This is a genomic window from Streptomyces alboflavus (assembly GCF_000716675.1).
GTDB lineage: Bacteria > Actinomycetota > Actinomycetes > Streptomycetales > Streptomycetaceae > Streptomyces > Streptomyces alboflavus.
This window is the reverse complement of sequence record NZ_JNXT01000024.1, coordinates 21,219-45,469: the sequence shown is the minus strand read 5'-3', so window position 1 is coordinate 45,469 and position 24,251 is coordinate 21,219. Positions and strand designations below refer to the sequence as shown.

Annotated in this window: 25 protein-coding genes; 14 read left to right on the top strand and 11 right to left on the bottom strand. The window is 70.9% G+C overall.

The window, feature by feature from the left end; all coding sequences use genetic code 11:
- Positions 1-114: 114 nt before the first annotated feature.
- Entirely contained in the window at positions 115-555 is a 441-nt protein-coding gene (locus OO63_RS19940; RefSeq protein WP_030358809.1) for an MmpS family transport accessory protein, read from the top strand.
- Positions 556-643: 88 nt separating this feature from the next.
- Here OO63_RS19940 and pgl read toward each other — a convergent pair whose 3' ends face one another.
- From pgl to tkt, 5 genes are read right to left on the bottom strand one after another with little or no spacing between them, the layout of a single operon-like run.
- Positions 644-1,444 carry a 6-phosphogluconolactonase gene (gene pgl, locus OO63_RS19935; protein ID WP_030358810.1) on the bottom strand — a complete coding sequence of 267 codons (801 nt, stop codon included), beginning with the start codon at positions 1,442-1,444 and terminating at the stop codon, positions 644-646.
- Positions 1,441-2,505, bottom strand: coding sequence for a glucose-6-phosphate dehydrogenase assembly protein OpcA (opcA, locus tag OO63_RS19930; RefSeq protein WP_030358811.1), 1,065 nt, complete (start codon positions 2,503-2,505; stop codon positions 1,441-1,443). Before opcA ends, pgl begins: the two co-directional genes overlap by 4 nt.
- The gene (gene zwf, locus OO63_RS19925; RefSeq protein ID WP_030358812.1) at positions 2,502-4,025 is read right to left on the bottom strand and encodes a glucose-6-phosphate dehydrogenase; all 1,524 of its coding nucleotides are present in this window, start codon (positions 4,023-4,025) and stop codon (positions 2,502-2,504) included. Before zwf ends, opcA begins: the two co-directional genes overlap by 4 nt.
- A gap of 4 nt (positions 4,026-4,029) precedes the next feature.
- Positions 4,030-5,148 (bottom strand): transaldolase, encoded by a 1,119-nt coding sequence (tal, locus tag OO63_RS19920; protein WP_030358813.1) that lies wholly within the window; start codon positions 5,146-5,148, stop codon positions 4,030-4,032.
- Positions 5,149-5,182: 34 nt separating this feature from the next.
- Positions 5,183-7,291: a transketolase gene (gene tkt, locus OO63_RS19915; RefSeq protein ID WP_030358814.1), complete on the bottom strand. Its 2,109-nt coding sequence runs from the start codon at positions 7,289-7,291 to the stop codon at positions 5,183-5,185.
- A 391-nt stretch (positions 7,292-7,682) separates the two neighbouring features.
- Between tkt and OO63_RS19910 the strand changes: the two genes are divergently transcribed.
- Positions 7,683-8,636: a heme o synthase gene (locus OO63_RS19910; protein ID WP_078619240.1), complete on the top strand. Its 954-nt coding sequence runs from the start codon at positions 7,683-7,685 to the stop codon at positions 8,634-8,636.
- Between the two features lie 92 nt (positions 8,637-8,728).
- Here OO63_RS19910 and OO63_RS19905 read toward each other — a convergent pair whose 3' ends face one another.
- Positions 8,729-9,934, bottom strand: coding sequence for an AMP-binding protein (locus tag OO63_RS19905; protein ID WP_030358816.1), 1,206 nt, complete (start codon positions 9,932-9,934; stop codon positions 8,729-8,731).
- A 125-nt stretch (positions 9,935-10,059) separates the two neighbouring features.
- Between OO63_RS19905 and OO63_RS19900 the strand changes: the two genes are divergently transcribed.
- Positions 10,060-10,449 (top strand): hypothetical protein, encoded by a 390-nt coding sequence (locus tag OO63_RS19900; protein WP_030358817.1) that lies wholly within the window; start codon positions 10,060-10,062, stop codon positions 10,447-10,449.
- Positions 10,450-10,549: 100 nt separating this feature from the next.
- Positions 10,550-11,632, top strand: a complete 1,083-nt coding sequence (locus OO63_RS19895) for an amidohydrolase family protein (protein ID WP_030358818.1) — start codon at positions 10,550-10,552, stop codon at positions 11,630-11,632.
- 53 nt (positions 11,633-11,685) lie between these two features.
- Here the strand turns inward: OO63_RS19895 and OO63_RS19890 are convergent, their stop codons facing one another.
- The 4 genes from OO63_RS19890 to OO63_RS19875 form a co-directional block, all read right to left on the bottom strand.
- Positions 11,686-12,708 carry a COX15/CtaA family protein gene (locus OO63_RS19890; RefSeq protein WP_030358819.1) on the bottom strand — a complete coding sequence of 341 codons (1,023 nt, stop codon included), beginning with the start codon at positions 12,706-12,708 and terminating at the stop codon, positions 11,686-11,688.
- A gap of 111 nt (positions 12,709-12,819) precedes the next feature.
- Positions 12,820-13,536: an ABC transporter permease gene (locus tag OO63_RS19885; RefSeq protein WP_087887477.1), complete on the bottom strand. Its 717-nt coding sequence runs from the start codon at positions 13,534-13,536 to the stop codon at positions 12,820-12,822.
- 80 nt (positions 13,537-13,616) lie between these two features.
- Complete coding sequence (locus OO63_RS19880) at positions 13,617-14,543, bottom strand: ABC transporter ATP-binding protein (RefSeq protein WP_030358821.1); 927 nt, start codon at positions 14,541-14,543, stop codon at positions 13,617-13,619.
- Between the two features lie 168 nt (positions 14,544-14,711).
- Positions 14,712-15,527, bottom strand: coding sequence for an AAC(3) family N-acetyltransferase (locus tag OO63_RS19875; RefSeq protein WP_030358822.1), 816 nt, complete (start codon positions 15,525-15,527; stop codon positions 14,712-14,714).
- Positions 15,528-15,687: 160 nt separating this feature from the next.
- Here OO63_RS19875 and OO63_RS19870 point away from each other — a divergent pair, with 160 nt between their 5' ends.
- From OO63_RS19870 to OO63_RS19825, 10 genes are all read left to right on the top strand, one after another.
- Positions 15,688-16,431: a helix-turn-helix transcriptional regulator gene (locus OO63_RS19870; protein WP_030358823.1), complete on the top strand. Its 744-nt coding sequence runs from the start codon at positions 15,688-15,690 to the stop codon at positions 16,429-16,431.
- The gene (sufB, locus tag OO63_RS19865) at positions 16,428-17,852 is read left to right on the top strand and encodes a Fe-S cluster assembly protein SufB (RefSeq protein ID WP_030358824.1); all 1,425 of its coding nucleotides are present in this window, start codon (positions 16,428-16,430) and stop codon (positions 17,850-17,852) included. Before OO63_RS19870 ends, sufB begins: the two co-directional genes overlap by 4 nt.
- Positions 17,853-17,921: 69 nt before the next feature.
- Entirely contained in the window at positions 17,922-19,103 is a 1,182-nt protein-coding gene (sufD, locus tag OO63_RS19860) for a Fe-S cluster assembly protein SufD (protein WP_030358825.1), read from the top strand.
- Positions 19,103-19,420, top strand: coding sequence for a bifunctional 3-phenylpropionate/cinnamic acid dioxygenase ferredoxin subunit (locus OO63_RS19855; protein ID WP_030358826.1), 318 nt, complete (start codon positions 19,103-19,105; stop codon positions 19,418-19,420). The genes sufD and OO63_RS19855 overlap by 1 nt, the downstream gene beginning before the upstream one ends.
- A gap of 6 nt (positions 19,421-19,426) precedes the next feature.
- A complete protein-coding gene (sufC, locus tag OO63_RS19850; protein ID WP_030358827.1) occupies positions 19,427-20,191 on the top strand; it encodes a Fe-S cluster assembly ATPase SufC in 765 nt (254 codons plus the stop codon).
- Positions 20,188-21,456 carry a cysteine desulfurase gene (locus OO63_RS19845; protein ID WP_445954619.1) on the top strand — a complete coding sequence of 423 codons (1,269 nt, stop codon included), beginning with the start codon at positions 20,188-20,190 and terminating at the stop codon, positions 21,454-21,456. The genes sufC and OO63_RS19845 overlap by 4 nt, the downstream gene beginning before the upstream one ends.
- 17 nt (positions 21,457-21,473) lie before the next feature.
- Positions 21,474-21,938 (top strand): Fe-S cluster assembly sulfur transfer protein SufU, encoded by a 465-nt coding sequence (gene sufU / locus OO63_RS19840; protein ID WP_030358829.1) that lies wholly within the window; start codon positions 21,474-21,476, stop codon positions 21,936-21,938.
- Positions 21,935-22,273 carry a metal-sulfur cluster assembly factor gene (locus OO63_RS19835; RefSeq protein ID WP_030358830.1) on the top strand — a complete coding sequence of 113 codons (339 nt, stop codon included), beginning with the start codon at positions 21,935-21,937 and terminating at the stop codon, positions 22,271-22,273. The genes sufU and OO63_RS19835 overlap by 4 nt, the downstream gene beginning before the upstream one ends.
- 137 nt (positions 22,274-22,410) lie before the next feature.
- Positions 22,411-22,731 (top strand): DMT family transporter, encoded by a 321-nt coding sequence (locus OO63_RS19830; protein WP_030358831.1) that lies wholly within the window; start codon positions 22,411-22,413, stop codon positions 22,729-22,731.
- Positions 22,731-23,288 carry a TetR/AcrR family transcriptional regulator gene (locus OO63_RS19825; protein ID WP_033264285.1) on the top strand — a complete coding sequence of 186 codons (558 nt, stop codon included), beginning with the start codon at positions 22,731-22,733 and terminating at the stop codon, positions 23,286-23,288. Before OO63_RS19830 ends, OO63_RS19825 begins: the two co-directional genes overlap by 1 nt.
- Here the strand turns inward: OO63_RS19825 and OO63_RS19820 are convergent.
- Positions 23,260-24,150 (bottom strand): winged helix-turn-helix transcriptional regulator, encoded by an 891-nt coding sequence (locus OO63_RS19820; protein WP_030358833.1) that lies wholly within the window; start codon positions 24,148-24,150, stop codon positions 23,260-23,262. The two genes, OO63_RS19825 and OO63_RS19820, sit on opposite strands and share 29 nt — an antisense overlap.
- Positions 24,151-24,251: the final 101 nt, after the last annotated feature.

Here is a 24,251-nt window from a genome sequence, read left to right as displayed (position 1 = left end):
CCGCGAGGCCCGGGGCGCCTTGCGCCGCGCCGTCAACGTCCGCCTTCACTCGGATGGCTGATGCGGACGCGGTCCGGGCGGCAGCGGGCGGGCCACCGCTACAGCATGGCCGCCATGGCACAGCAGCAAGGATGGTCCGCCCCCGTACCGCCGCCGCAGCCGAAGAAGCGCCGGAAGTGGCCCTGGGTGCTCCTGGTCGTGTTCCTCTTGATGACCGGCGGCTGCGTGGCGCTGATCGCCGGTGTCGCGAACGAGGTCGACAAGGAGACCAAGCGCGAGATCACGGTCACGTACGAGGTCACCGGCAGCGCCAAGGACGTCACGATCACCTACTCGACCTACAGCGACGGCGACCTCTCGCAGAACCAACTCAGCGACGTGGAGCTGCCCTGGCGCAAGGAGGAGAAGACGAAGGGGTTCGTGAAGGGTGGAACCCTCGCTGTCACCACCGGAGCCTCCGGCGGCAAGATCCGCTGCGAGGTCACCGCTGACGGGACGACTCGCACCGCCACGGCCAGCGGAAAGTTCGCCACCGCCACCTGCGACGGCTTCTGACGGCAGCACGCCGACGGGTCCCGGTACAGGCACGCCGACGGGCCCCGGTCCAGAAAGGACCGGGGCCCGTCGGCGCGTACAGCCGGGGTCAGGGTGACGCCGGCGGATACAGGTCCCGCGGCAGCTGCGAGGCCGCCGCCGCGTCCAGGAGCCACAGCGTGCGGGCGCGGCCGTACGCGCCCGCTGCCGGGGCCTGGACCTCGCCCGCTCCGGAGAGGGCGATCGCCGCGGCCTTCGCCTTGTCCTCGCCCGCCGCGAGGAGCCAGACCTCGCGGGCCGAGCGGATCGCGGGGAGGGTCAGCGAGACGCGGGTGGGCGGCGGCTTGGGCGCGCCGTGCACGCCGACCACCGTGCGGTCCGTCTCCCGTACCGCAGGCGACTCCGGGAACAGCGACGCCACATGCGTGTCCGGGCCGACGCCCAGCATCAGGACGTCGAACGTCGGGACGGGGCCGTGGTCTTCCGGGCCGGCGGCCGCCGCGAGCTCCGCCGCGTACGCCTCGGCCGCCGCGTCCGCACCGTCCCCGTCGGCGCCCTTGGCGAACGTGCCGTCCGACGCGGGCATCGGGTGCACCCGCGCCGGGTCGAGCGGCACCGAGTCGAGCAGGGCCGCGCGGGCCTGCGTGTAGTTGCGCTCGGGGTCGCCCTCCGGCAGGAACCGCTCGTCGCCCCACCACAGGTCGAGGCGGGACCAGTCCACGGCGTCGCGGGCGGGCGCCGAACTGAGCGCCGCCAGCAGGCCGTTGCCGTTGCGGCCGCCCGTGAGGACCACGGACGCGGAGCCGCGGGCCGCCTGCGCGTCGACGATCTTCGTGATCAGCCGGGCCGCGGCGGCCTGCGCCATCAGCTCCTTGTCGCGGTGCACGACCAGCTGCGGAGCCACCGTCACTTCGCGGCCGCCTTCTTGGCCGCAGCCTTCGCCGGGGCCTTCTTGGCAGCCCCGGTACCGGTACCGGTCCCGGACTCAGAGCCAGACCCGGTCTCCGCCTTGGCGTCGGCGCCGTCCTTGGCCGTGGCAGCCGCAGCCTCGCCGAGCCGGTCCACGCCGAAGCGCAGCGCCGCCGCGTACGTGTCGTCCGGGTCGAGCCGCCGCAGCTCCTCCGCGATCAGCTCGGACGTCTCACGGCGCTTGAGCGCGACCGCGCGGTCCGGCTGGCCCTGGATGGACAGCGTGGCGAGGGAGCCGTCGGCCCGGTCGAGCACGATGGGGCCGCAGTTGGTCTCCATGCGCACGCCGGTCAGGCCGGGACCCGGCGACACCGTGCGCTTGACCGGCACCGAGAGCCGCTCCGCCAGCCACATCGCGAGGAGCTCAACGCTCGGGTTGAACTCCTCGCCGTCCACCGCGGCGGCGGTGACCTCGCACGTGACCTGGTCCAGGGCCGCGGCCAGCATCGAGCGCCACGGCGTGATGCGGGTCCAGGACAGGTCCGTGTCGCCGGGGTGGTAGGCCTCGGCGCGGGCGGTCAGCTCGTGGATGGGCTGCTCGGCGGCGTAGGTGTCCGTGACGCGCCGCTGGGCGAGCGCGCCGAGGGGGTCCTGCGCGGGGTCCAGCGGCGCGTTCACCGGCCACCAGGCGACGACCGGGGCGTCCGGCAGAAGCAGCGGCAGGACCACCGACTGGGCGTGGTTGAGCACCTCGCCGTACAGACGCAGAATGACCGTTTCTCCGGTGCCCGCGTCGGCGCCGACCCGGACCTCGGCGTCCAGGCGCGAGGTCGTGCGGTCACGCGGCGAGCGCGAGACCCGCTTGATGACGACCAGCGTGCGCGAGGGGTGCTCGCGCGAGGCCTCGCTCGCGGCCTTGAGCGCGTCGTAGGCGTTCTCCTCGTCGGTGACGATGACGAGGGTGAGCACCATGCCGACGGCCGGGGTGCCGATCGCGCGGCGGCCCTGCACGAGCGCCTTGTTGATCTTGCTGGCCGTGGTGTCCGTCAGGTCGATCTTCATGGCCGACGCCAGCTCCGTCCGTCTTGTGCGAGCATTTCGTCCGCCTCGACCGGGCCCCAGGTACCGGCCGGGTACTGCGCGGGCTTGCCGTGCTTGTCCCAGTACTCCTCGATCGGGTCGAGGATGTTCCAGGACAGCTCGACCTCCTCCGTGCGCGGGAAGAGGTTGGCGTCGCCGAGCAGCACGTCCAGGATGAGGCGCTCGTACGCCTCCGGGCTGGACTCGGTGAAGGACTCGCCGTAGGCGAAGTCCATCGACACGTCCCGGATCTCCATGGACGTGCCCGGCACCTTCGAGCCGAAGCGGACCGTGATGCCCTCGTCCGGCTGGACGCGGATGACGATCGCGTTCTGCCCGAGCTCCTCGGTCGCCGTGTGGTCGAAGGGGGAGTGCGGCGCGCGCTGGAAGACGACCGCGATCTCCGTGACGCGTCGGCCGAGGCGCTTGCCGGTGCGCAGGTAGAACGGGACGCCCGCCCAACGGCGGTTGTCCACCTGGAGCTTGATGGCGGCGTAGGTGTCGGTCTTCGACTTGGGGTCGATGCCGTCTTCCTGGAGGTAGCCGACGGCCTTCTCGCCGCCCTGCCAGCCACCGGAGTACTGCCCGCGCACGGTGTCCTTGCCGAGGTCCTTGGGCAGCTTCACCGCGCCCAGGACCTTCGCCTTCTCCGCGACCAGGGCGTCCGCGTCGAAGGAGGCGGGCTCCTCCATCGCGGTCAGCGCCATCAGCTGGAGCAGGTGGTTCTGGATGACGTCACGGGCGGCGCCGATGCCGTCGTAGTACCCGGCGCGGCCGCCGATGCCGATGTCCTCGGCCATCGTGATCTGGACGTGGTCGACGTACGACCTGTTCCAGATCGGCTCGAACATCTGGTTGGCGAAGCGCAGCGCCAGGATGTTCTGGACGGTCTCCTTGCCGAGGTAGTGGTCGATCCGGAACACCTGGTCCGGGGCGAACACCTCGTGCACGATCGCGTTCAGTTCCTTGGCGGACTTCAGGTCGTGCCCGAAGGGCTTCTCGATGACCGCGCGGCGCCAGGACCCCTCGGGCGCGTCCGCGAGCTCGTGCTTCTTGAGCTGCTGGACGACCTGCGGGAAGAACTTCGGGGGCACGGAGAGGTAGAAGGCGAAGTTGCCGCCCGTGCCCTGCTTCTTGTCCAGATCCTCGATGGTCGCCTTGAGCTGCTCGAAGGCGTCGTCGTCGTCGAAGTTGCCCTGGACGAAGCGCATGCCCTGGATGAGCTGCTGCCAGACCTCCTCGCGGAAGGGCGTACGCGCGTGCTGCTTGACCGCGTCGTGCACCTCCTGCGCGAAGTCCTCGTCCTGCCACTCGCGGCGGGCGAAGCCGATGAGCGAGAAGCCCGGCGGCAGCAGCCCCCGGTTGGCCAGGTCGTACACGGCGGGCATCAGCTTTTTACGGGACAAATCGCCCGTGACGCCAAAAATGACCAGGCCCGACGGCCCCGCGATACGCGGGAGCCGTCGGTCCGCGGCGTCACGCAGCGGATTGCTGCTTGACAAGGTCTTAGCCCTCCGAAGGTGCGAGGCGCTTGAGCTCCGCCTCGGTCGACTTGAGCAGGTCGTTCCAGGACGCCTCGAACTTCTCGACGCCCTCGTCCTCAAGCAGCTGCACCACGTCGTCGTAGGAGATCCCGAGCTTCTCGACGGCCTCGATCTCGGCGCGCGACTGCTCGTAGGTCCCGGCGATGGTGTTGCCGGTGATCTGCCCGTGGTCGGCGGTGGCCTCAAGAGTGGCCTCCGGCATGGTGTTCACCGTGCCCGGGGCGACCAGGTCGTCGACGTACAGCGTGTCCTTGTACGCCTTGTCCTTCACACCGGTCGACGCCCACAGCGGACGCTGCTTGTTGGCGTGCGCCTTGTCCAGGGCGGCCCAGCGGTCGGAGCCGAAGACCTCCTCGTACGCCTCGTACGCGAGCCGGGCGTTGGCCAGACCGGCCTTGCCGCGCGCGGCCTTGGCCTCGTCGGTGCCGAGGGCGTCGATCCGCTTGTCGATCTCGGTGTCCACGCGGGACACGAAGAACGACGCCACCGAGTGGATCTTGGACAGGTCCAGGCCCGCGGCCTTCGCCTTCTCCAGGCCCGCGAGGTAGGCGTCCATGACCTCGCGGTAGCGCTCGAGCGAGAAGATCAGCGTGACGTTCACGCTGATGCCCTTGCCGATGACCTCGGTGATCGCGGGCAGGCCCGCCTTCGTCGCCGGGATCTTGATGAGCGTGTTCGGCCGGTCCACCAGCCACGCCAGCTGCTTGGCCTCGGCGACCGTCGCCTGCGTGTGGTGGGCGAGCCGCGGGTCGACCTCGATCGACACCCGGCCGTCCTGGCCCTCGGTCGCGTCGAACACCGGCCGCAGGATGTCGGCGGCGTCACGGACGTCCGCCGTCGTGATCATGCGGATCGCTTCCTCGACGGTGACCTTGCGGGCGGCGAGGTCGGTGAGCTGCTGCTCGTAACCGTCGCCCGAAGAGATCGCCTTCTGGAAGATCGACGGGTTCGTCGTGACGCCCACGACATGCTGCTCGTCGAGGAGCTCGGCGAGGTTGCCGGACGTGATCCGCTTGCGCGACAGGTCGTCCAGCCAGATCGCGACGCCTTCGTCGGAGAGGCGCTTGAGTGCGTCTGTCATGGAATTACATCTCCTACTTGGTCGTATATGGGCGTCAGCGCTGAGCGGCCGCGATCGATTCCCGCGCCGCCGCGGCCACCGCGTCGGCAGTGAACCCGAACTCGCGGAAGAGGACCTTGCCGTCCGCCGAAGCCCCGAAGTGCTCCAGCGAAACGATGCGCCCCGCGTCCCCGACGAACCGGTGCCAGGTCAGACCGATGCCCGCCTCGACCGCCACGCGCGCCTTGACCGACGGCGGAAGCACCGAGTCCCGGTACCCCTGGTCCTGCTCCTCGAACCACTCGACCGACGGCATCGAGACGACGCGCGTCGGCACGCCGGCCGCCTGCAGCTGCTCGCGCGCCTCGACGGCGAGGTGCACCTCGGAGCCGGTGCCGATGAGGACGACCTCGGGCTCGGCCTGCGTGCCGTCCGCGCCCTCGGCGTCGAACAGGACGTAACCGCCCTTGACCGCGCCCTCGGTGACCTCGCGGTCGTACGTCGGCACGCCCTGACGGGTCAGCGCCAGACCGTGCGGGGCGCCCTTGCCGAACACCTTGGTGTAGCGCTTGAGGATCTCGCGCCAGGCCACGGCCGTCTCGTTCGCGTCGGCCGGGCGGACCACGTTCAGGCCCGGGATCGCGCGCAGCGTGGCCAGGTGCTCCACCGGCTGGTGCGTCGGGCCGTCCTCGCCGAGACCGATCGAGTCGTGCGTCCACACGTACGTCACCGGCAGGTGCATCAGCGCGGACAGGCGCACGGCGTTGCGCATGTAGTCGGAGAACACCAGGAAGGTGCCGCCGAAGATGCGGGTGTTGCCGTGCAGCGCGATGCCGTTCATCTCCGCGGCCATGGAGTGCTCACGGATGCCGAAGTGGATCGTGCGGCCGTACGGGTCGGCCTCCGGCAGCGGGTTGCCCGCGGGGAGGAACGACGACGTCTTGTCGATCGTGGTGTTGTTCGAGCCCGCGAGGTCGGCGGAGCCGCCCCACAGCTCGGGGATCACCGCGCCGAGCGCCTGCAGGACCTTGCCGGACGCGGCACGCGTCGCGACGCCCTTGCCCGCCTCGAAGACCGGGAGCTTCTCCTCCCAGCCCGACGGCAGCTCGCCCGCGGCGATCCGGTCGAACTCCGCGGCGCGGTCGGCCTCCTTGGTGCGCCAGGCCGCGAAGCCCTTCTCCCACGTCGCCTTGGCCTCCTGGCCGCGGTCGAGCGCCTGGCGGGTGTGCGCCAGGACCTCGTCGGCGACCTCGAAGGACTGCTCCGGGTCGAAGCCGAGGACGCGCTTGGTGGCCGCGACCTCCTCGTCGCCGAGCGCCGAGCCGTGCGCGGCCTCGGTGTTCTGGGCGTTCGGGGCGGGCCAGGCGATGATCGAGCGCATCGCGATGAACGACGGCTTGTCGGTGACCGCCTTGGCCTCCTGGATCGCCGCGTACAGCGCGGCCGGGTCCAGGTCGCCGTTCTCCTTCGGCTCCACGCGCTGGACGTGCCAGCCGTAGGCCTCGTACCGCTTCTCGGTGTCCTCGGAGATCGCGGTCTCGGTGTCGCCCTCGATCGAGATGTGGTTGTCGTCCCACAGCAGGATCAGGTTGCCGAGCTTCTGGTGCCCGGCCACCGAGGACGCCTCGGCGGAGATGCCCTCCTGGAGGCAGCCGTCTCCGGCGATCGCGTAGATGAAGTGGTCGAAGGGGGACTCGCCCGTCGCGGTGTCCGGGTCGAAGAGTCCACGCTCGTACCGCGCGGCCATCGCCATGCCCACGGCGTTGGCGACGCCCTGGCCGAGCGGGCCCGTCGTCGTCTCCACGCCCACCGTGTGGCCGTACTCCGGGTGGCCCGGGGTCTTCGAGCCCCAGGTGCGGAAGGCCTTCAGGTCATCCAGCTCCAGGCCGAAACCGGCCAGGTACAGCTGGATGTAGAGCGTGAGGGACGAGTGGCCCGCGGACAGCACGAAACGGTCGCGCCCGGTCCAGTCGGCGTCCGCCGGATCGTGCCGCATCACCTTCTGGAAAAGGGTGTACGCGGCGGGCGCGAGGCTCATGGCCGTACCCGGATGGCCGTTGCCGACCTTCTGTACGGAATCCATGGCCAGGACGCGGACGGTGTCGACAGCCCGCTGGTCCAGTTCGGTCCACTCGAGGTCTGTGGTGGTCGGCTTGGTGCTCACCCTGAGTCAGGGCTCCTCTCCACATGTCGAATGCCGGCGGCGTATGGATCGCACCGGCCGCTGTCGAGCCTACCGCTGTGAGAACGTGCATTTTTTCGAGTCATTCCAGACTGCCGGGACACGTCCCGATCCGCCTGTCGAAAGGGCTCCGCCGCATTCACCATGTGAATGCGGCACTGCTCATCTGGTCGACTCATCCGCTTGCCGCACCGGCGTCCACACCGGGGCGAACCCGCCCATGAACTCCGCTCGTCTGGCCCCTCAACACGAACCCACCCCCGCGAAGGGCGAGGTATGGGCAACGTCTACAGTGGCGTGGTACGCGCGAGCCTTTACCGGATCTTCATGTCCGAACGTCCGACGCAGGGCTTGCTGGGAGTCTCTGTCAGGGGTGTGCGTGACGGCCGTTGAATCCCGTCCAGCGGGGGTACTCGGGACGAGCCAGAACCCGAGCAACCGGCCGTTCGGGGCCCGAGTCAAGGCATTCGTGGCGCTGACCAAGCCGCGGATCATCGAGCTGCTGCTGATCACCACCGTTCCGGTGATGTTCCTCGCCGAGCAGGGGGTGCCCGACCTGACGCTGGTGTTCGTCACCTGCCTCGGCGGCTACCTGTCGGCGGGCGGCGCCAACGCGTTGAACATGTGGTACGACCGCGACATCGACGCGCTCATGGAGCGCACGTCGCAGCGGCCGCTCGTCACCGGCATGGTCAGTCCCCGTGAGTGCCTGGTCTTCGGCATCACGCTCGCCGTCGTCTCGACGCTGCTCTTCGGACTCGCCGTCAACTGGCTGTCCGCCTGGCTGTCGCTCGGGGCGCTGCTCTTCTACGTCGTCGTCTACACGATGATCCTGAAGCGCCGGACCTCCCAGAACATCGTCTGGGGCGGCATCGCGGGCTGCCTGCCCGTCCTCATCGGCTGGTCGTCCGTCACCAACTCGATGTCGTGGGCGCCGATCGTCCTCTTCCTCGTCATGTTCTTCTGGACGCCGCCGCACTACTGGCCGCTGTCCATGCGGGTCAAGGAGGACTACGCGCGCGTGGGCGTCCCCATGCTCCCGGTGATCGCCTCCAACAAGGTCGTCGCGCGCCAGATCGTCGTCTACAGCTGGGTCATGGTCGCCGTCTCCCTGCTGCTCCAGCCCCTCGGCTACACCGGCTGGTTCTACACCGCGGTCGCCCTCGCCACCGGCGGCTGGTGGCTGTGGGAGGCCCACGGGCTGCAGAACCGCGCGAAGGCCGAGGTCACCGGCGGCAAGCTCAAGGAGATGCGGCTCTTCCACTGGTCCATCACCTATGTCTCGCTGCTGTTCGTGGCGGTCGCGGTGGACCCCTTCCTGCGGTAGCCCCTCGGCGCTTCTCGGTACGGGGTGTGGCCCTCGTCGTCCTCAGGGCGGCGGGGGCCACACGGCTGTCAGCCCTCCCGGAGGTACGGAAATCAGTCCTCCCGGAGATACAGATAGCCGTCCCCGTCCAGCGCGGCGGCCCGGCCGGTGCGGAACCAGCCGTCCCGCAGCACGGCGGCCGTCCCCCTCCTGTCCTCGAAGTAGCCGCCGAACAGCAGCGGCCCCCGTACATACAGCTCCCCGCCCGCCACCCGCACCTCGCTGCCCGGCGCGGGCACCCCGCAGCTCCCCGGCCTGCCGCGGCCGTCGGCGTGCTCCAGGACGGCGAGGTCACCCGTCTCGGCGGAACCGAGGACGGCGCGGGCGCGGGCCGCCGGGGTCGCCGTGCGCACGGCCTCCAGGAGACACGGCTCCACGGCGGTCGGCCGCTCCGACTCCACGTCGGCGTACCGCAGCCGGGCCAGGAGGTGCGGTGCCGTGTCCAGGACGCCCTCCCACGCGGAGGGCGCGCAGACAAGGCCTTCCGCGCGGTGTGCCCGCACGGCCGCGCAGATCGCCGCCGGGTTCGGCGCGCCGTCGGCCGTCGGCAGGACGACGGTGCCCCGTGCCTGCCATTGCCGCAGCACGGCGGCCCAGGCGGCCCAGCGCTCCAGAGGCAGGCCGCACACCAGGGGGCCGCGGGGTGCGGGGCGGCAGCCGGGGTGGGTGCGCAGCGCGTTCACGCGGTGCGAGAGGACGACGCCCCGGGGGTGGTCGGGCTCGGGGGTGCCGGTGGGCTCGGTGAACTCGGGCGTGCCGGTGGGCTCGGTGAACAGGATCACGTGGGGGTCGGACTCCTCCGGCCCCGCTGCCGGTGGCCCCTCGGCCTGGTCGTCCGGCACCCCGTCCTCCCCTACGTCCGCGAGGACGACATGACGTACCCCCGACCCCGCGGCGAGCCGTGCCCCCGACCCCGCCCGCGCCGCGTCCGTCACGAGCAGGCGCGGCCGGGCCGCCCGCACGATCCGCGCGACCCGCCCGGCCCAGGCGTCACCGGAGCCCGCGTCGACGGGAACGAACACCGCCCCGGCCCGCGCGGCCGCCGCGAAGGCGGCGAGGGTCTCCGGCGAGGCCGCCACCGGGCAGACCACGCGGTCGCCGCGCCGCACGCCGTGGGCGGCCAGGTGCCGGGCGGTCCGGTCCGCCGCCGCGTCCAGCTCCGCGAACGTGAGCGCGCGGTCGCCGACCAGCGCGGCCGTGCGGTGCGGGACGGCGCGGGCGGCGGACCGGAAGACCTCACCGATCAGCAGTCCGGTCATGCCCCCTGGCCTACCACGGGGCGGCACCGGGCGGAACGGGCGTGCGCGCCCCCGGCGCGACCGTGGCCGAGACCACGCCGCCCGGGCGTCGCCGAATGATCTACCCGTCGGTAGCATCCTGTGCCATGGCAGACACGGAGCAGGAGACGGAGCAGGGCACCCCGGGCAGCGGCGACGGCGCGGCGGCGAAGGCCGCCAAGGAGGCCGCCCGTGCCGACCGCAGGGCCGCGCGGCTCGCCAAGGAGATCGGCGCGTTCGCGCGGGCGCACGGCGGCGCGGAGGGACAGGTCGCGTACATCGGCGAGCGGGGCGCGCGCATCGTCCTCGTCGGCGCGGACGGCGGCTGGGGCGACCTCGTCGCGCCGAGCCACGCCATCGCGACGAGCGCCGTCGAGAAGGCCGGGATCACCGTCCACGAGGACTTCGACGGCGACTTCGCGGCCAAGGTGACGACCGGACCGTACGAGTGGAAGCGCATGGCGGGCATCCAGATCGGCGGCCCCAAGGGCGCCTGACGACACGCGCGGCGCGGGCACGGGGTGACACGGCGAGCAACACCTGACGCCGGGGTCACCCGTTAGGACCGTAGGAACACGGTCCACGTCTGGAGCCAGGATGATCGAAACCCCGTCCCTGGTGGACCAGCACTGCCACGGCGTCCTGCGCACGGAGCTGGGGCTCGGCACCTTCGAGGCCCACCTCGGCCGGGGCGAGGGCCCGCCCGCCCCCGGCACCACCTTCTTCGACACCCAGACCGGCTTCGCCGTGCGCCGCTGGTGTCCGCCGCTGCTCGGTCTCGAGGCGCACTGCCCGCCCGCCCGCTATCTCGCGCGCCGCCGTGAACTCGGCGTCCTGGAGGCCGGGCGGCGGCTGCTGCGCGGCAGCGGGATCACGACGTACCTCGTCGACACCGGCCTGCCGGGCGACCTGACCGGGCCCGGCGAACTGGCGTCGACCGGCGCTGCCCAGGCCCGCGAGATCGTCCGCCTGGAACTACTGGCCGAGCAGGTCGCCGACACCTCCGGCACGGTCGACTCCTTCCTCGCCAACCTCGCCGAGTCCGTGCACGGCGCCGCGCACGGAGCCGTCGCGTTCACCTCCGTCGCCGGGGTGCGCGCGGGCGAGGCCCTGGCCTGCGAACCGCCGGGGCCCGGCGAGGTGCGCGGGGCGGCAGGGCGCTGGCTGGCCGGGCGGCAGGTGGGCGGTGAGCTGGCCGACCCGGTGCTCCTTCGGCACCTGCTGTGGATCGCGGTCGCCTCCGGCCTGCCCCTGCAACTGCACACCGGCGCCGCCGACCCGCAGTGCTCCTTCGGCGACTTCGCCCGCGCCACCGCCGGGCTCGGCACCGACCTGGTGCTCCTGCACGGCTATCCGCACCACCGCGCGGCGGCCCACCTCGCGGGCGTCTTCCCGCACGTCTACGCCGACCTGGGCTCCGCGCTCGTGCGGACCGGGGCGCGCGCGACCGCCGTGCTCGCCGAGATCCTGGAGCTCGCGCCCTTCGGCAAGCTGCTGTTCTCCAGCGGCGCTCAGGGGCTGCCCGAGCTGCACGTGGTGGGGGCCCAGCTGTTCCGGGAGGCGCTGGGGCGGGTGCTCGGGACGTGGGTCGCGGAGGGCGCGTGGTCGCTGACGGACGCGCAGCGGGTGGCGGGGCTGATCGCGGCGGGGAACGCGCGGCGGGTCTACGGGCTCGACTAGGGCCTGTCCGACGGGTCGGCGCGGCGTCGCACCGGACAGGCCCTGGCCCCGGATCAGGCCGAGGTGAGCTGGTCCGACGACACCGGCCGCGGTACGTCCACGGTGGCGTGCGGGCGTTCGCGCAGCGAGAGGAGCACCCGCACGACCCCGATCCAGACCAGACAGGAGCCCAGCATGTGGGCGCCGACCAGGACCTCGGGGAGGTCGGAGAAGTACTGGACGTAGCCCACGAGCCCCTGCGCGAGCAGGATCAGGAACAGGTCGCGGGTGCGGTTCAGCGGGCCGCGCGGGGCGTCGACCGCCTTCAGGACGAACCACAGCGCGAACGTCAGCGTCACCACGATCCACGCGAGGACGGCGTGCAACTTCGTGACGCCCTCCCAGTCCAGGCCCACGGCACCGACGTTCATGCGCGGTACGTCGCTGGAGTCGCCCGCGTGCGGACCCGCGCCGGTGACGACCGTGCCGACCGCGATGAGCAGCACCGTGACCCCGGTCAGGGCCCACACGAGCTGGGCGACGGCCTTGCCGACGAGCGGGCGGGGCTCGTCGTCGCCCTCGCGCGTGCGCTGCCAGGTGGCCGTGGCGACCGCGATCAGGGCGGTGGAGAGCAGGAAGTGGGCCGCGACGGTGTACGGGTTGAGGCCGACGAGCACGACGATGCCGCCGAGCACCGCGTTGCCCATGACCAGCCAGAACTGGGCCCAGCCGTACCGCGTCAGGCTCCGCCGCCAGGGCTTCTGCGCACGCATGGTGATGATGGCCCAGCCGACGGCCGCGCACAGCACGTACGTCAGCATGCGGTTGCCGAACTCGATGACGCCGTGGAAGCCCATCTCGCTGGTCGCGGTGAGGGACTCGTCGGTGCACTTGGGCCAGGTCGGGCAGCCGAGGCCGGAGCCCGTGAGCCGGACGGCGCCGCCGGTGACCACGATGACGCACGTCATCACGAGCGAGATCAGCGCCGCCTGCTGCACGGTCCGCTGCGTCGGGGTCCAGCGCTCGGCGATGAAGGCGAGCGGATTGCGCACGAATTGAGCGGCGTCGGCTCGGGTCACGTTTGGCACGGGCCCCATCGTAGAAGGCCGCTTGTGCACGCCTTCACGAGGGGGACGTATCCGCTCCATTTGTGGCGTGGGTTACGCCTGGGGGTGACGCCCGCCGTCTGCTCCCGGCGGAGGATCCGCCTACTCCCAGCGGAAGAACCGTGCCGCCGCGCCCAGCCCGAGCACCGACCACACCGCCAGGATCCCGAGGTCCGCCCACGGCATCGCGGCCCCGTCCTGGAGCACGTCCCGCAGCCCGTCCGAGAGCGCCGAGATCGGCAGCAGGCCGAGCGTCGACTCGACGGCGCCGGGGAACTTGTCGAGCGGCACGATGACGCCGCCGCCGACGAGCAGGAGCAGGAAGACCAGGTTGGCGGCGGCGAGCGTCGCCTCCGCCTTGAGCGTTCCCGCCATGAGCAGGCCGAGCCCGGAGAAGGCGGCCGTGCCGAGGACCAGGAGCAGCAGCACCGCGAACGGGTTGCCGTGCGGCGACCAGCCGAGCGCGAAGGCGATGGCCGTGAGCAGCGCGATCTGGAGGACCTCGGTGACCAGGACCGACAGGGTCTTGGCCGTCATCAGGCCCCAGCGCGGCAGCGGCGACGCGGCGAGGCGCTTGAGGACGCCGTAGCGCCGCTCGAAGCCCGTGGCGATGGCCTGCCCGGTGAAGGCCGTCGACATCACGGCGAGGGCGAGGACACCGGGGGTCAGGAAGTCGACGGCCTTGCCGTCGCCCGTGTCCACGATGTCGACCGCGCTGAACAGGACGAGCAGGAGCGTCGGGATGACGACGGTGAGCAGCAGCTGTTCGCCGTTGCGCAGCAGCATCTTCGTCTCGAGCGCGGCCTGCGCGGCGATCATGCGGGGGAGCGGGGCGGCGCCCGGCTTCGGCGCGTACGTGCCGGGCGTGCCCGTGGTGCCGGTGGTGCCGGTGGTGCTGGTCACGACCGCAACTCCTTGCCCGTGAGTTCCAAGAAGACGTCTTCGAGGGTGTGGCGTTCGACCGAGATCCGGTCCGGCATGACGCCGTGCTGGGCGCACCAGGAGGTGACGGTGGCGAGCAGCTGGGGGTCGACGGTGCCGCTGACGCGGTAGGCGCCGGGGGTGAGTTCGGCGGCGGCGGAGTCCGGGGGCAGGGCCTTGAGGAGGGAGCCGACGTCGAGTCCGGGGCGGCCGGTGAAGCGCAGGGTGTTCTCGGCGCCGCCGCGGCACAGCTCGTCGGGGCTGCCCTGGGCGATGACCTTGCCCGCGTCGATGACGGCGACGTCGTCGGCGAGCTCCTCGGCCTCGTCCATGTGGTGGGTGGTGAGGATCACCGAGACACCGTCGGCGCGCAGGTCGCGCACCAGGCTCCAGGTGGCGCGGCGCGCCTGCGGGTCGAGGCCCGCGGTCGGCTCGTCGAGGAAGACGAGCTCGGGCCGTCCGACCACGGCCATGGCGAGCGCGAGGCGCTGCTGCTGGCCGCCGGAGAGGCGCCGGTAGGTGGTGCGGCCGCAGGAGTCGAGGCCGAGGCGTTCGATGAGGGCGTCGACGTCGAGGGGGTGCGCGTGCAGCTTCGCGACGTGCCGCAGCATCTCGTCGGCGCGGGCGCCGGAGTAGACGCCGCCGGACTGGAGCATCACGCCGATGCGGGGCCGCAGCGCGGCGGCCTGCCGGACCGGGTCGAGGCCGAGGACGCGGACCTCGCCGGCGTCCGGCCTGCGGTAGCCCTCGCAGGTCTCGATGGTGGTGGTCTTGCCGGCGCCGTTCGGGCCGAGGACGGCGGTGACGGCGCCCGCGCGGACGTCGAGGTCGAGGCCGTCCACCGCGGTCTTCTTTCCGTACCGCTTGACCAGACCCACGGCCTGGACGACGGACTCAGTTCCCATGCCGGGAAGTCTAGAGAGCGCCGGGCTGCCCGCGGTCCGGGGGGCGTCCCGTAAGGGGCGCGGGGAACTGCGCGACCAGCCACGAACCACCCGCGGACGCGTCTGCGTCTTTCTCGGCAGTCGCGTCTGCGGCTTGTCGCGCGCGGAGCGCGCAGTTCCCCGCGCCCCTTACGGGACGCCGCCCCCCGGCCGATGCTTCGGCAGCCACGCCTGCGCGTACGCCACCGCGTCGGCCAGCGGGAAGAGGCGGGCCGTCGCCGCCCCGACCGTGCCGCGCACCACGGACCGCTCCCGTTCGAAGTCCGCGCCGAGTTCGTCGAAGCGCTCCTCGTCGATGTCGGTCTCGCGGACCGTCATCCAGCGGCGGCCCTCGTCCGTCATGACGGCGAACGAGTTCTCGACGAGCGGCCCCGGTGCCGGGAGCCGGTATTCCGCCAGGTGGAAGGCGGTGCAGGCGCCGAAGCCCGCGCCGAGGAGCAGGACCCGCGCCCCGGCTGCCTCGAGCCGGGCCAGCGGGCTGTGCTCGCCGAGCCTGCAGTCCAGGGCGTGGCCGTCCATCAGGGCTTTCGCGTGCGGTCCGACGGCCGCGAAGGACGTCTGCGGGTGGGCGCTGCGGACGGCGCCGGGCCAGGTGCGCACGGTCTCGGGGAGGACGCCGACGCCGCGCGTGCGGGCGGTACGGGGGTCGTAGGCAGGCATCGTGGCGCGGATGGCGGGCCACCAGGAGGCGGGGACGGGAGGGTCCTCCCACTCGGCCGGATCCGAGTTGTCGCTGGACTGCGAGGGCACCACGAGCGTCCCCTCGTCACCCAGACAGTCGAACAGTGCGAGGACGACGGCCTCGGCGCCGCCGCTGACCCAGCCGAGCGAGCTGAGCGAGGTGTGCACGAGCAGCGTCTCGCCGTGGCCGACGCCGAGCGCCCGCAGTTCGTCCGCGATCGACTCACGGGTGCACAAAGGGCCGGTGGGAGGGGGTGTGGGCATGTTCAGAAGTCTTCCCGGCGGGGCGGGAACGCGCCACCGATTTGATCGATCAGTGATCGTTTTCGCAGGTCAGCTTAGGTATGCCTAAGTGACGTAGCGCACCGAACAGTGATCCGGACGCGGGTTGTCAGGCTCTGAGGAATTACGCAACAATGGCGTTGTGAAAAACGTTGGCGAGGCTCGGGAGACCCCCACGGGGGCCCCTCAGGAAGAGCTCGCGACCGGTGAGCGGTCGACCCGCAACCGCGTCGCGCGCTCCATCCTGGACCACGGCCCGTCCACCGTCGCCGACCTCGCGGGCCGCCTCGGCCTCACCCAGGCCGCCGTCCGCCGCCACCTCGACTCCCTCGTCCAGGAGAACGTGGTCGAGGGCCGCGAGAAGCGGGTCTACGGCGCCCGTACGCGAGGCCGCCCGGCCAAGGTCTTCGCCCTGACCGACTGCGGCCGCGACGCCTTCGACCAGTCCTACGACAAGCTGGCCGCCGACGCCCTGCGCTGGATCTCCGAGACGCACGGCGAGACGGCGGTCGTGGAGTTCGCCCGTGCCCGCATCGCCGAGCAGGCCAAGGCCTACCGCGCGGCGATGGACGCGGCACCCCCCGAGCGCAGGACCGACGCGCTGGCGAAGGCATTGACCGCCGACGGGTACGCTGCTACGGCGCGCAGTGCGCCGGTGGGGGAGCAGCTCTGCCAGCACCACTGTCCGGTCGCCCACGTCGCCGAGCAGTATCCGCAGCTCTGCGAGGCGGAGACGGAGATCTTCTCCGCACTGCTCGGGACCCACGTCCAGCGCCTGGCCACCATCGCCCACGGAGACGGCGTCTGCACGACGTACATCCCCAAGGCGACCCCCCAGACCACTGATAACGCATCTGCAAGCACCGCCGGGAGGAACCCCGCATGACGCTCCCCATCGAGGAGACTGCCCACCCCGAGCTCGAGGGTCTGGGCAACTACGAATACGGCTGGGCCGACTCCGACGTGGCCGGTGCCTCTGCCAAGCGGGGCATCGACGAGGCTGTCGTCCGAGACATCTCCGCGAAGAAGAGCGAGCCGGAGTGGATGACCAAGCTCCGCCTCAAGGGCCTGCGCCTGTTCGAGAAGAAGCCCATGCCGAACTGGGGCTCCGACCTCTCCGGCATCGACTTCGACAACATCAAGTACTTCGTGCGCTCCACGGAGAAGCAGGCGGAGTCCTGGGAGGACCTGCCCGAGGACATCAAGAACACGTACGACAAGCTCGGCATCCCCGAGGCGGAGAAGCAGCGCCTCGTCGCCGGTGTCGCCGCCCAGTACGAGTCCGAGGTCGTCTACCACCAGATCCGCGAGGACCTGGAGGAGCAGGGCGTCATCTTCCTGGACACCGACACGGCCCTGAAGGAGCACCCCGAGCTCTTCAAGGAGTACTTCGGCACGGTCATCCCGGTCGGCGACAACAAGTTCGCGTCGCTGAACACGGCCGTGTGGTCCGGCGGATCGTTCATCTACGTGCCGAAGGGCGTGCACGTCGAGATCCCGCTCCAGGCCTACTTCCGCATCAACACGGAGAACATGGGCCAGTTCGAGCGGACGCTGATCATCGTCGACGAGGACGCCTACGTCCACTACGTCGAGGGCTGCACGGCGCCGATCTACAAGTCGGACTCCCTGCACTCCGCGGTCGTCGAGATCATCGTCAAGAAGGGCGCCCGCTGCCGCTACACGACCATCCAGAACTGGTCGAACAACGTCTACAACCTGGTCACCAAGCGCGCCGTGGCGTACGAGGGCGCGACCATGGAGTGGATCGACGGCAACATCGGCTCCAAGGTGACGATGAAGTACCCCGCCGTCTACCTGATGGGTGAGCACGCCAAGGGCGAGACCCTCTCCATCGCCTTCGCCGGCGAGGGCCAGCACCAGGACGCCGGCTCCAAGATGGTCCACATGGCGCCGAACACGTCCTCCAACATCGTGTCGAAGTCCGTGGCCCGAGGCGGCGGCCGCACCTCCTACCGCGGCCTGGTCGAGATCGGCGAGGGCGCCGCGGGCTCCAAGTCCAACGTGCTCTGTGACGCGCTGCTCGTCGACACGATCTCCCGCTCGGACACCTACCCCTACGTGGACGTCCGCGAGGACGACGTGTCCATGGGCCACGAGGCGACCGTCTCCAAGGTCTCCGAGGACCAGCTCTTCTACCTGATGAGCCGCGGCCTGACCGAGTTCGAGGCGATGGCCATGATCGTGCGCGGCTTCGTCGAGCCCATCGCGAAGGAGCTGCCCATGGAGTACGCCCTTGAGCTCAACCGGCTGATCGAGCTGCAGATGGAAGGAGCGGTCGGCTAACACCCGCCCTCCGGAGCAGTCGCCAGATTTCTTGACGTAGGTACGTAGGAAGAGAGCAGACCGACAGCCATGGCTGAGGCTCAGAACATCCCCGTGGGCTCCACCACCGCGGGCCAGATCGCGGTGGCCGCCGAGTCGACCGTCGCCACGCGCATGAGCGCGCCCCCGTCCTTCGACGTGGCGGACTTCCCCGTCCCCCACGGCCGCGAGGAGGAGTGGCGGTTCACGCCGCTGGAGCGCCTGCGCGGGCTGCACGACGGCACCGCGGCCGCCACCGGCGACGGCGTGCGGATCGACATCCAGGCTCCCGAGGGCGTCGTCGTCGAGACCGTCGGCCGTGACGACGCGCGGCTCGGCAAGGCGGGCACCCCCGTGGACCGCGTGGCCGCCCAGGCCTACTCCGCCTTCGAGAAGGCCGGTGTCGTCACCGTCCCCAAGGAGACGGTGCTCACCGAGCCGATCCGCATCGCCGTGCACGGCGAGGGCGGCGTCGCCTACGGCCACCAGGTCATCGAGCTCGGCGCCTTCGCCGAGGCCGTCGTGGTCATCGACCACACCGGCGACGCGGTCCTCGCGGCCAACGTCGACTACGTCCTCGGCGACGGCGCCAAGCTGACCGTCGTCTCCGTCCAGGACTGGGACGACAAGGCCGTCCACGTCGGCCAGCACAACGCGCTGATCGGCCGGGACGCCACCTTCAAGTCGTTCGTGGTCACCTTCGGCGGCGACGTCGTGCGCCTGCACCCGCGCGTGACCTACGCGGGCACCGGCGGCGAGGCCGAGCTGTTCGGCCTGTACTTCACGGACGCGGGCCAGCACCAGGAGCACCGCCTCCTCGTCGACCACAACGTCCCGCACTGCAAGTCCAACGTCGTCTACAAGGGCGCGCTCCAGGGCGAGCAGGCGCACGCGGTGTGGATCGGCGACGTCCTCATCGAGGCCAAGGCCGAGGGCACGGACACCTACGAGATGAACCGCAACCTCGTCCTCACGGACGGCGCCCGCGTGGACTCCGTACCGAACCTGGAGATCGAGACCGGCGAGATCGTCGGCGCCGGTCACGCCTCCGCCACCGGCCGCTTCGACGACGAGCAGCTCTTCTACCTGATGGCCCGCGGCATCCCGGCCGACGAGGCCCGTCGTCTGGTGGTCCGCGGCTTCTTCGCCGAGCTGGTCCAGCAGATCGCCGTCGCCGACATCGAAGAGCGCCTCCTCGTGAAGATCGACGAGGAGCTGGAGGCGTCCGTCTGATGACTTTCGTACGCGCCTGTGGCCTGAGCGAGCTGGCGGAGGACACCCCGAAGCGGGTGGAACTCGACGGCACGCCGGTCTCGGTCGTCCACACCGAGGGCGAGGTGTTCGCGATCCACGACATCTGCTCGCACGCGAACGTCTCCCTCTCCGAGGGCGAGGTGGAGGACTGCCAGATCGAGTGCTGGCTGCACGGCTCCGCGTTCGACCTCCGCACCGGCAAGCCGTCCGGCCTTCCCGCGACGCGCCCCGTCCCCGTATACCCCGTAAAGATCGAAGGGGACGATGTGCTCGTCTCCCTCTCCCAGGAGTCCTGAGGCACCATGGCAACGCTTGAAATCCGCGACCTGCACGTGACCGTCGAGGTCGAGAACGGCACCAAGGAAATCCTCAAGGGTGTCGACCTGACCGTGAAGCAGGGCGAGACGCACGCCATCATGGGCCCCAACGGCTCCGGCAAGTCGACCCTCGCCTACTCCATCGCGGGCCACCCCAAGTACACGATCACGCAGGGCACCGTCACCCTCGACGGCGAGGACGTCCTCGAGATGGAGGTCGACGAGCGTGCCCGCGCGGGCATGTTCCTCGCCATGCAGTACCCCGTCGAGGTCCCCGGCGTCTCCGTCTCCAACTTCCTGCGCACGTCGGCGACGGCGATCCGCGGCGAGGCCCCCAAGCTGCGCACCTGGGTGAAGGAGGTCAAGGAGGCCATGGCCGGCCTCCAGATGGACCCCTCCTTCGCCGAGCGCAACGTCAACGAGGGCTTCTCCGGCGGTGAGAAGAAGCGCCACGAGATCCTGCAGATGGAGCTCCTCAAGCCGAAGATCGCGATCCTCGACGAGACCGACTCCGGCCTGGACGTCGACGCCCTGCGCGTGGTCTCCGAGGGCGTCAACCGCGTCCGTGCCACGGGCGAGGTCGGCACCCTGCTGATCACGCACTACACGCGCATCCTGCGCTACATCAAGCCCGACTTCGTGCACGTGTTCGCGAACGGCAAGATCGCCGAGTCCGGCGGCGCCGAGCTCGCCGACAAGCTGGAGAGCGAGGGCTACGAGGCCTACGTGAAGGGTGGCGCATCAGCGTGACTGTGGCCCGCCAGGGGCTCCCCGGCCTCCTCGACACCGAGGCGCTCCGCAAGGACTTCCCGATCCTGGAGCGCTCGCTCCACGACGGCAAGAAGCTCGTGTACCTGGACAACGCGGCGACGTCGCAGACGCCGCGCCAGGTCATCGACGTGCTCAGCGAGTACTACGAGCAGCACAACGCCAACGTCCACCGCGGCGTGCACGTCCTCGCCGAGGAGGCCACCGCGCTGTACGAGGGCGCGCGTGACAAGGTCGCCGCGTTCATCAACGCGCCGAGCCGCGACGAGGTGATCTTCACCAAGAACGCCTCGGAGTCGCTGAACCTCGTGGCCAACATGCTGGGCTGGGCCGACGAGCCCTACCGCGTGGACCACGAGACCGAGATCGTCATCACGGAGATGGAGCACCACTCCAACATCGTGCCGTGGCAGCTGCTCTCCCAGCGCACGGGCGCGAAGCTGAAGTGGTTCGGCCTCACCGACGACGGCAGGCTCGACCTGTCGAACATCGACGAGGTCATCACCGAGAAGACGAAGATCGTCTCCTTCGTGCTGGTGTCCAACATCCTGGGCACGGTCAACCCGGTCGAGGCGATCGTGCGCCGCGCCCAGGAGGTCGGGGCCCTGGTCCTGATCGACGCCTCCCAGGCCGCGCCGCACATGCCGCTCGACGTGCAGGCCCTGCAGGCCGACTTCGTGGCCTTCACCGGCCACAAGATGTGCGGCCCGACGGGCATCGGCGTGCTGTGGGGCCGCCAGGAGCTCCTGGAGGACCTGCCGCCGTTCCTGGGCGGCGGCGAGATGATCGAGACGGTCTCGATGCACTCGTCGACGTACGCCCCCGCGCCGCACAAGTTCGAGGCGGGCACCCCGCCGGTCGCGCAGGCCGTGGGCCTCGGCGCGGCGGTGGACTACCTCAGCTCGATCGGCATGGACAAGATCGCCCAGCACGAGCACGCGATCACCGAGTACGCGGTCAAGCGGCTCCTTGAGGTCCCCGACCTCAGGATCATCGGCCCGTCCACGGCCGAGGAGCGCGGCGCCGCGATCTCCTTCACGCTCGGCGACATCCACCCGCACGACGTGGGCCAGGTCCTCGACGAGCAGGGCATCGCGGTCCGGGTCGGCCACCACTGCGCACGGCCGGTCTGCCTGCGGTACGGAATTCCCGCGACCACGCGAGCGTCGTTCTATCTGTACTCCACGCCCGGCGAGATCGACACGCTCGTCGAGGGCCTGGAGCACGTACGGAACTTCTTCGGCTGAGGGGCTGTGGCTGAGACGTGAAGCTGGATTCGATGTACCAGGACGTGATCCTGGACCACTACAAGCATCCGCACGGGCGCGGTCTGCGCCCGGGCGACGCCGAGGTGCACCACGTCAACCCGACGTGCGGCGACGAGATCACGCTGCGCGTGAAGTACGACGGATCGCGCATCGCGGACGTCAGCTATGAGGGCCAGGGCTGCTCCATCAGCCAGGCCAGCGCGTCCGTCCTGAACGAGCTGCTCGTCGGCAAGGACCTGGCCGAGGCGCAGCAGATCCAGGGCGTGTTCCTGGAGCTGATGCAGTCCAAGGGCAAGCTGGAGCCGGACGACGCGATGGAGGAGGTCCTGGAGGACGCGGTCGCGTTCGCCGGGGTCTCCAAGTACCCCGCGCGCGTGAAGTGTGCTCTGCTGAGCTGGATGGCGTGGAAGGACGCGACCGCCCAGGCCCTGGGCGAGAGCGTGGAGAGGAAGACGGCATGAGCGAGAACGAGACCCTGACCACGAAGCCCGCTTCGGAGGAAGAGGTCCGCGAGGCGCTGTACGACGTCGTCGACCCGGAACTGGGCATCGACGTCGTCAACCTGGGCCTGATCTACGGCGTCCACATCGACGACGCCAACATCGCCACCATCGACATGACGCTCACGTCCGCGGCCTGCCCGCTGACCGACGTCATCGAGGACCAGGCGAAGTCCGCGACGGAAGGCATCGTCAACGAGCTCAGGATCAACTGGGTCTGGATGCCGCCGTGGGGCCCGGACAAGATCACGGACGACGGGCGCGAGCAGCTTCGGGCGCTGGGCTTCAACGTCTGAGTCCCGCCGCTGTACGCCTCTGAAGGGCCCGCACCGAACCGGTGCGGGCCCTTTTCCGTGCCGCCCGCCGTACCGGCGGATTTTTTTATGCACGCGCATATGTACAGCCGTACCTATCGTTGTGTACGGTAGTACGCATGGGATACGGACTGCTGGCCGCGGCGATCGCGGCGGAGGTGGCCGGGACTACGGCCATGAAGTACAGCGAGGGGTTCAGCCGGCTGTGGCCGTCGCTGCTCACCGTCGCGGGCTATCTGCTGGCCTTCACGCTGCTCGCGCAGACGCTGAAGACACTGTCGGTCGGGACGGCCTACGCGATCTGGGCGGGCATCGGCACCGCCGCCGTCGCCGGGATCGGGATGCTGTTCCTGGGCGAGTCGGCGAGCCTGCTCAAGATCTCGGGCATCGCGCTCGTGATCGCGGGCGTCGTCGTCCTGAACCTCGGCGGGGCCCACTGATGGGTCGGCGCTACGACCCGGAGCGGCGGCAGCGCATCATCGAGGCGGCGCTGCGGGTCGCGGGCGAGAAGGGCATCGCAGGCCTCAGCCACCGGACCGTCGCCGCCGAGGCGGACGTGCCGCTGGGGTCGACGACGTACCACTTCAAGACGCTCGACGACCTGCTCGTGGCCGCGCTGCGCCAGTCCAACGAGGGGTTCGCGCAGATGGTGCGCGACCGCGGGGGCCTGCGGGACCCGGGCGCCGACGTCCCCGCCGAACTGGCGGCGCTGCTCGGTGAGTGGGCCTCCGGGCGGCGCGAGGCGGTCGAGCTGGAGTACGAGCTCTATCTGTCCGCCCTGCGCCGCCCCGCGCTGCGTCCGGTGGCCGCCGAGTGGTGCGAGGGGGTCGCCGAGGTCCTGCGGGAGCGGACCGACCCCGTCACCGCGCGCGGCCTGGTCGCGGTGATGGACGGGATCTGTCTGCAGGTGCTGCTCACGGGGGGCGACTACGACGAGGCGTACACCCGGGATCTGCTCGGGCGGGTGTTCAACTCCGCTGGTTCCGCAGTGAGTTGACGGCTTCCAGGGCCGCTTCCACGCTCGCCGTCACATCCGTGACCGGGTACTGCACGTCCCGGACGACCCGGTCCGCGTCCACGACGAGCGTCAGCCGCTTGAGGCGGCTCACGCCCGCCGCGCGGAACGTCGGCAGCCGCAGCGCCGCCGTCAGGGCGAGGTCCGCGTCCGAGAGGAGCGGGAAGCGCAGGCCCTCCTTGGCGGCGAACGCCCGCTGCTCGTCCGGGCGTTGGGTGGACACGCCGCGCACGGCCGCGCCCGCCGCGGTGAAGTCGGCGAGCCGGTCGCGGTACGTGCACGACTCCAGCGTGCAGCCCGGCGCGCCGGGGATCGCCGACCAGCCGGGCGGATAGGCGTCCTTGCGGGCATAGGCGCCGGGGAAGCAGTACAGGACCGTGTACGCCGCGTCCGTGACCGGGTCCGCCTGCTCGCCGTCGTCCGCGAGCAGGCGCAGCGCGGGCACCTTCGTGCCGAGCAGCTCGTGCACGCGCCGAGCCTCCTGTGACGCCTTCGCCGGGGCTGACGCCGTCATCTCTCCCTCTCCGAGCACCCATTGGTCTCCCCAGTCCTGAAGGGCGACCAGGACCGGCAGCAGGGCCCGCCCGCGCGGCGTGAGCCGGTACTCGTGGCGCGGCGGGCGGTCCTGGTACGGCACCCGGGTCAGCACGTCCGCGTCGACCAAGAGCCGCAGGCGCTCGGTCAGCACCTTGCGGGACAGGCCCAGTTCGCGCTGGAGCTCCTCGAAGCGGTGCACCCCGCGGGCCGTGTCGCGCACGATCAGCAGGGTCCACCAGTCGCCGACGACGTCCAGGGCCTGCGCGATCGCGCAGTGGGCGTCGCCGAGGCTCGTTCGCCGTGGCATGTCCTTCACGCTCTCCCGGGGTCGGCGGGACGTTGACCCGGAGCCTCGCATGCTGCCATAGTCCGTTCCCAAAAGGAACTCACTCGGAGGCGGGGGCGTGA

What these genes read in the sequence shown, in the direction of transcription:
- tal (WP_030358813.1), bottom strand. Translation starts at nt 5,148, where the DNA reads ATGACAGACGCACTCAAGCGCCTCTCCGACGAAGGCGTCGCGATCTGG.
- OO63_RS19905 (WP_030358816.1), bottom strand. Translation starts at nt 9,934, where the DNA reads ATGACCGGACTGCTGATCGGTGAGGTCTTCCGGTCCGCCGCCCGCGCC.
- opcA (WP_030358811.1), bottom strand. Translation starts at nt 2,505, where the DNA reads ATGAAGATCGACCTGACGGACACCACGGCCAGCAAGATCAACAAGGCG.
- OO63_RS19855 (WP_030358826.1), top strand. Translation starts at nt 19,103, where the DNA reads ATGACTTTCGTACGCGCCTGTGGCCTGAGCGAGCTGGCGGAGGACACC.
- OO63_RS19895 (WP_030358818.1), top strand. Translation starts at nt 10,550, where the DNA reads ATGATCGAAACCCCGTCCCTGGTGGACCAGCACTGCCACGGCGTCCTG.
- sufB (WP_030358824.1), top strand. Translation starts at nt 16,428, where the DNA reads ATGACGCTCCCCATCGAGGAGACTGCCCACCCCGAGCTCGAGGGTCTG.
- OO63_RS19820 (WP_030358833.1), bottom strand. Translation starts at nt 24,150, where the DNA reads ATGCCACGGCGAACGAGCCTCGGCGACGCCCACTGCGCGATCGCGCAG.
- OO63_RS19900 (WP_030358817.1), top strand. Translation starts at nt 10,060, where the DNA reads ATGGCAGACACGGAGCAGGAGACGGAGCAGGGCACCCCGGGCAGCGGC.
- OO63_RS19835 (WP_030358830.1), top strand. Translation starts at nt 21,935, where the DNA reads ATGAGCGAGAACGAGACCCTGACCACGAAGCCCGCTTCGGAGGAAGAG.
- sufD (WP_030358825.1), top strand. Translation starts at nt 17,922, where the DNA reads ATGGCTGAGGCTCAGAACATCCCCGTGGGCTCCACCACCGCGGGCCAG.
- OO63_RS19825 (WP_033264285.1), top strand. Translation starts at nt 22,731, where the DNA reads ATGGGTCGGCGCTACGACCCGGAGCGGCGGCAGCGCATCATCGAGGCG.
- OO63_RS19885 (WP_087887477.1), bottom strand. Translation starts at nt 13,536, where the DNA reads ATGATCGCCGCGCAGGCCGCGCTCGAGACGAAGATGCTGCTGCGCAAC.
- OO63_RS19875 (WP_030358822.1), bottom strand. Translation starts at nt 15,527, where the DNA reads ATGCCCACACCCCCTCCCACCGGCCCTTTGTGCACCCGTGAGTCGATC.
- OO63_RS19940 (WP_030358809.1), top strand. Translation starts at nt 115, where the DNA reads ATGGCACAGCAGCAAGGATGGTCCGCCCCCGTACCGCCGCCGCAGCCG.
- sufC (WP_030358827.1), top strand. Translation starts at nt 19,427, where the DNA reads ATGGCAACGCTTGAAATCCGCGACCTGCACGTGACCGTCGAGGTCGAG.
- OO63_RS19880 (WP_030358821.1), bottom strand. Translation starts at nt 14,543, where the DNA reads ATGGGAACTGAGTCCGTCGTCCAGGCCGTGGGTCTGGTCAAGCGGTAC.
- OO63_RS19890 (WP_030358819.1), bottom strand. Translation starts at nt 12,708, where the DNA reads ATGGGGCCCGTGCCAAACGTGACCCGAGCCGACGCCGCTCAATTCGTG.
- OO63_RS19830 (WP_030358831.1), top strand. Translation starts at nt 22,411, where the DNA reads ATGGGATACGGACTGCTGGCCGCGGCGATCGCGGCGGAGGTGGCCGGG.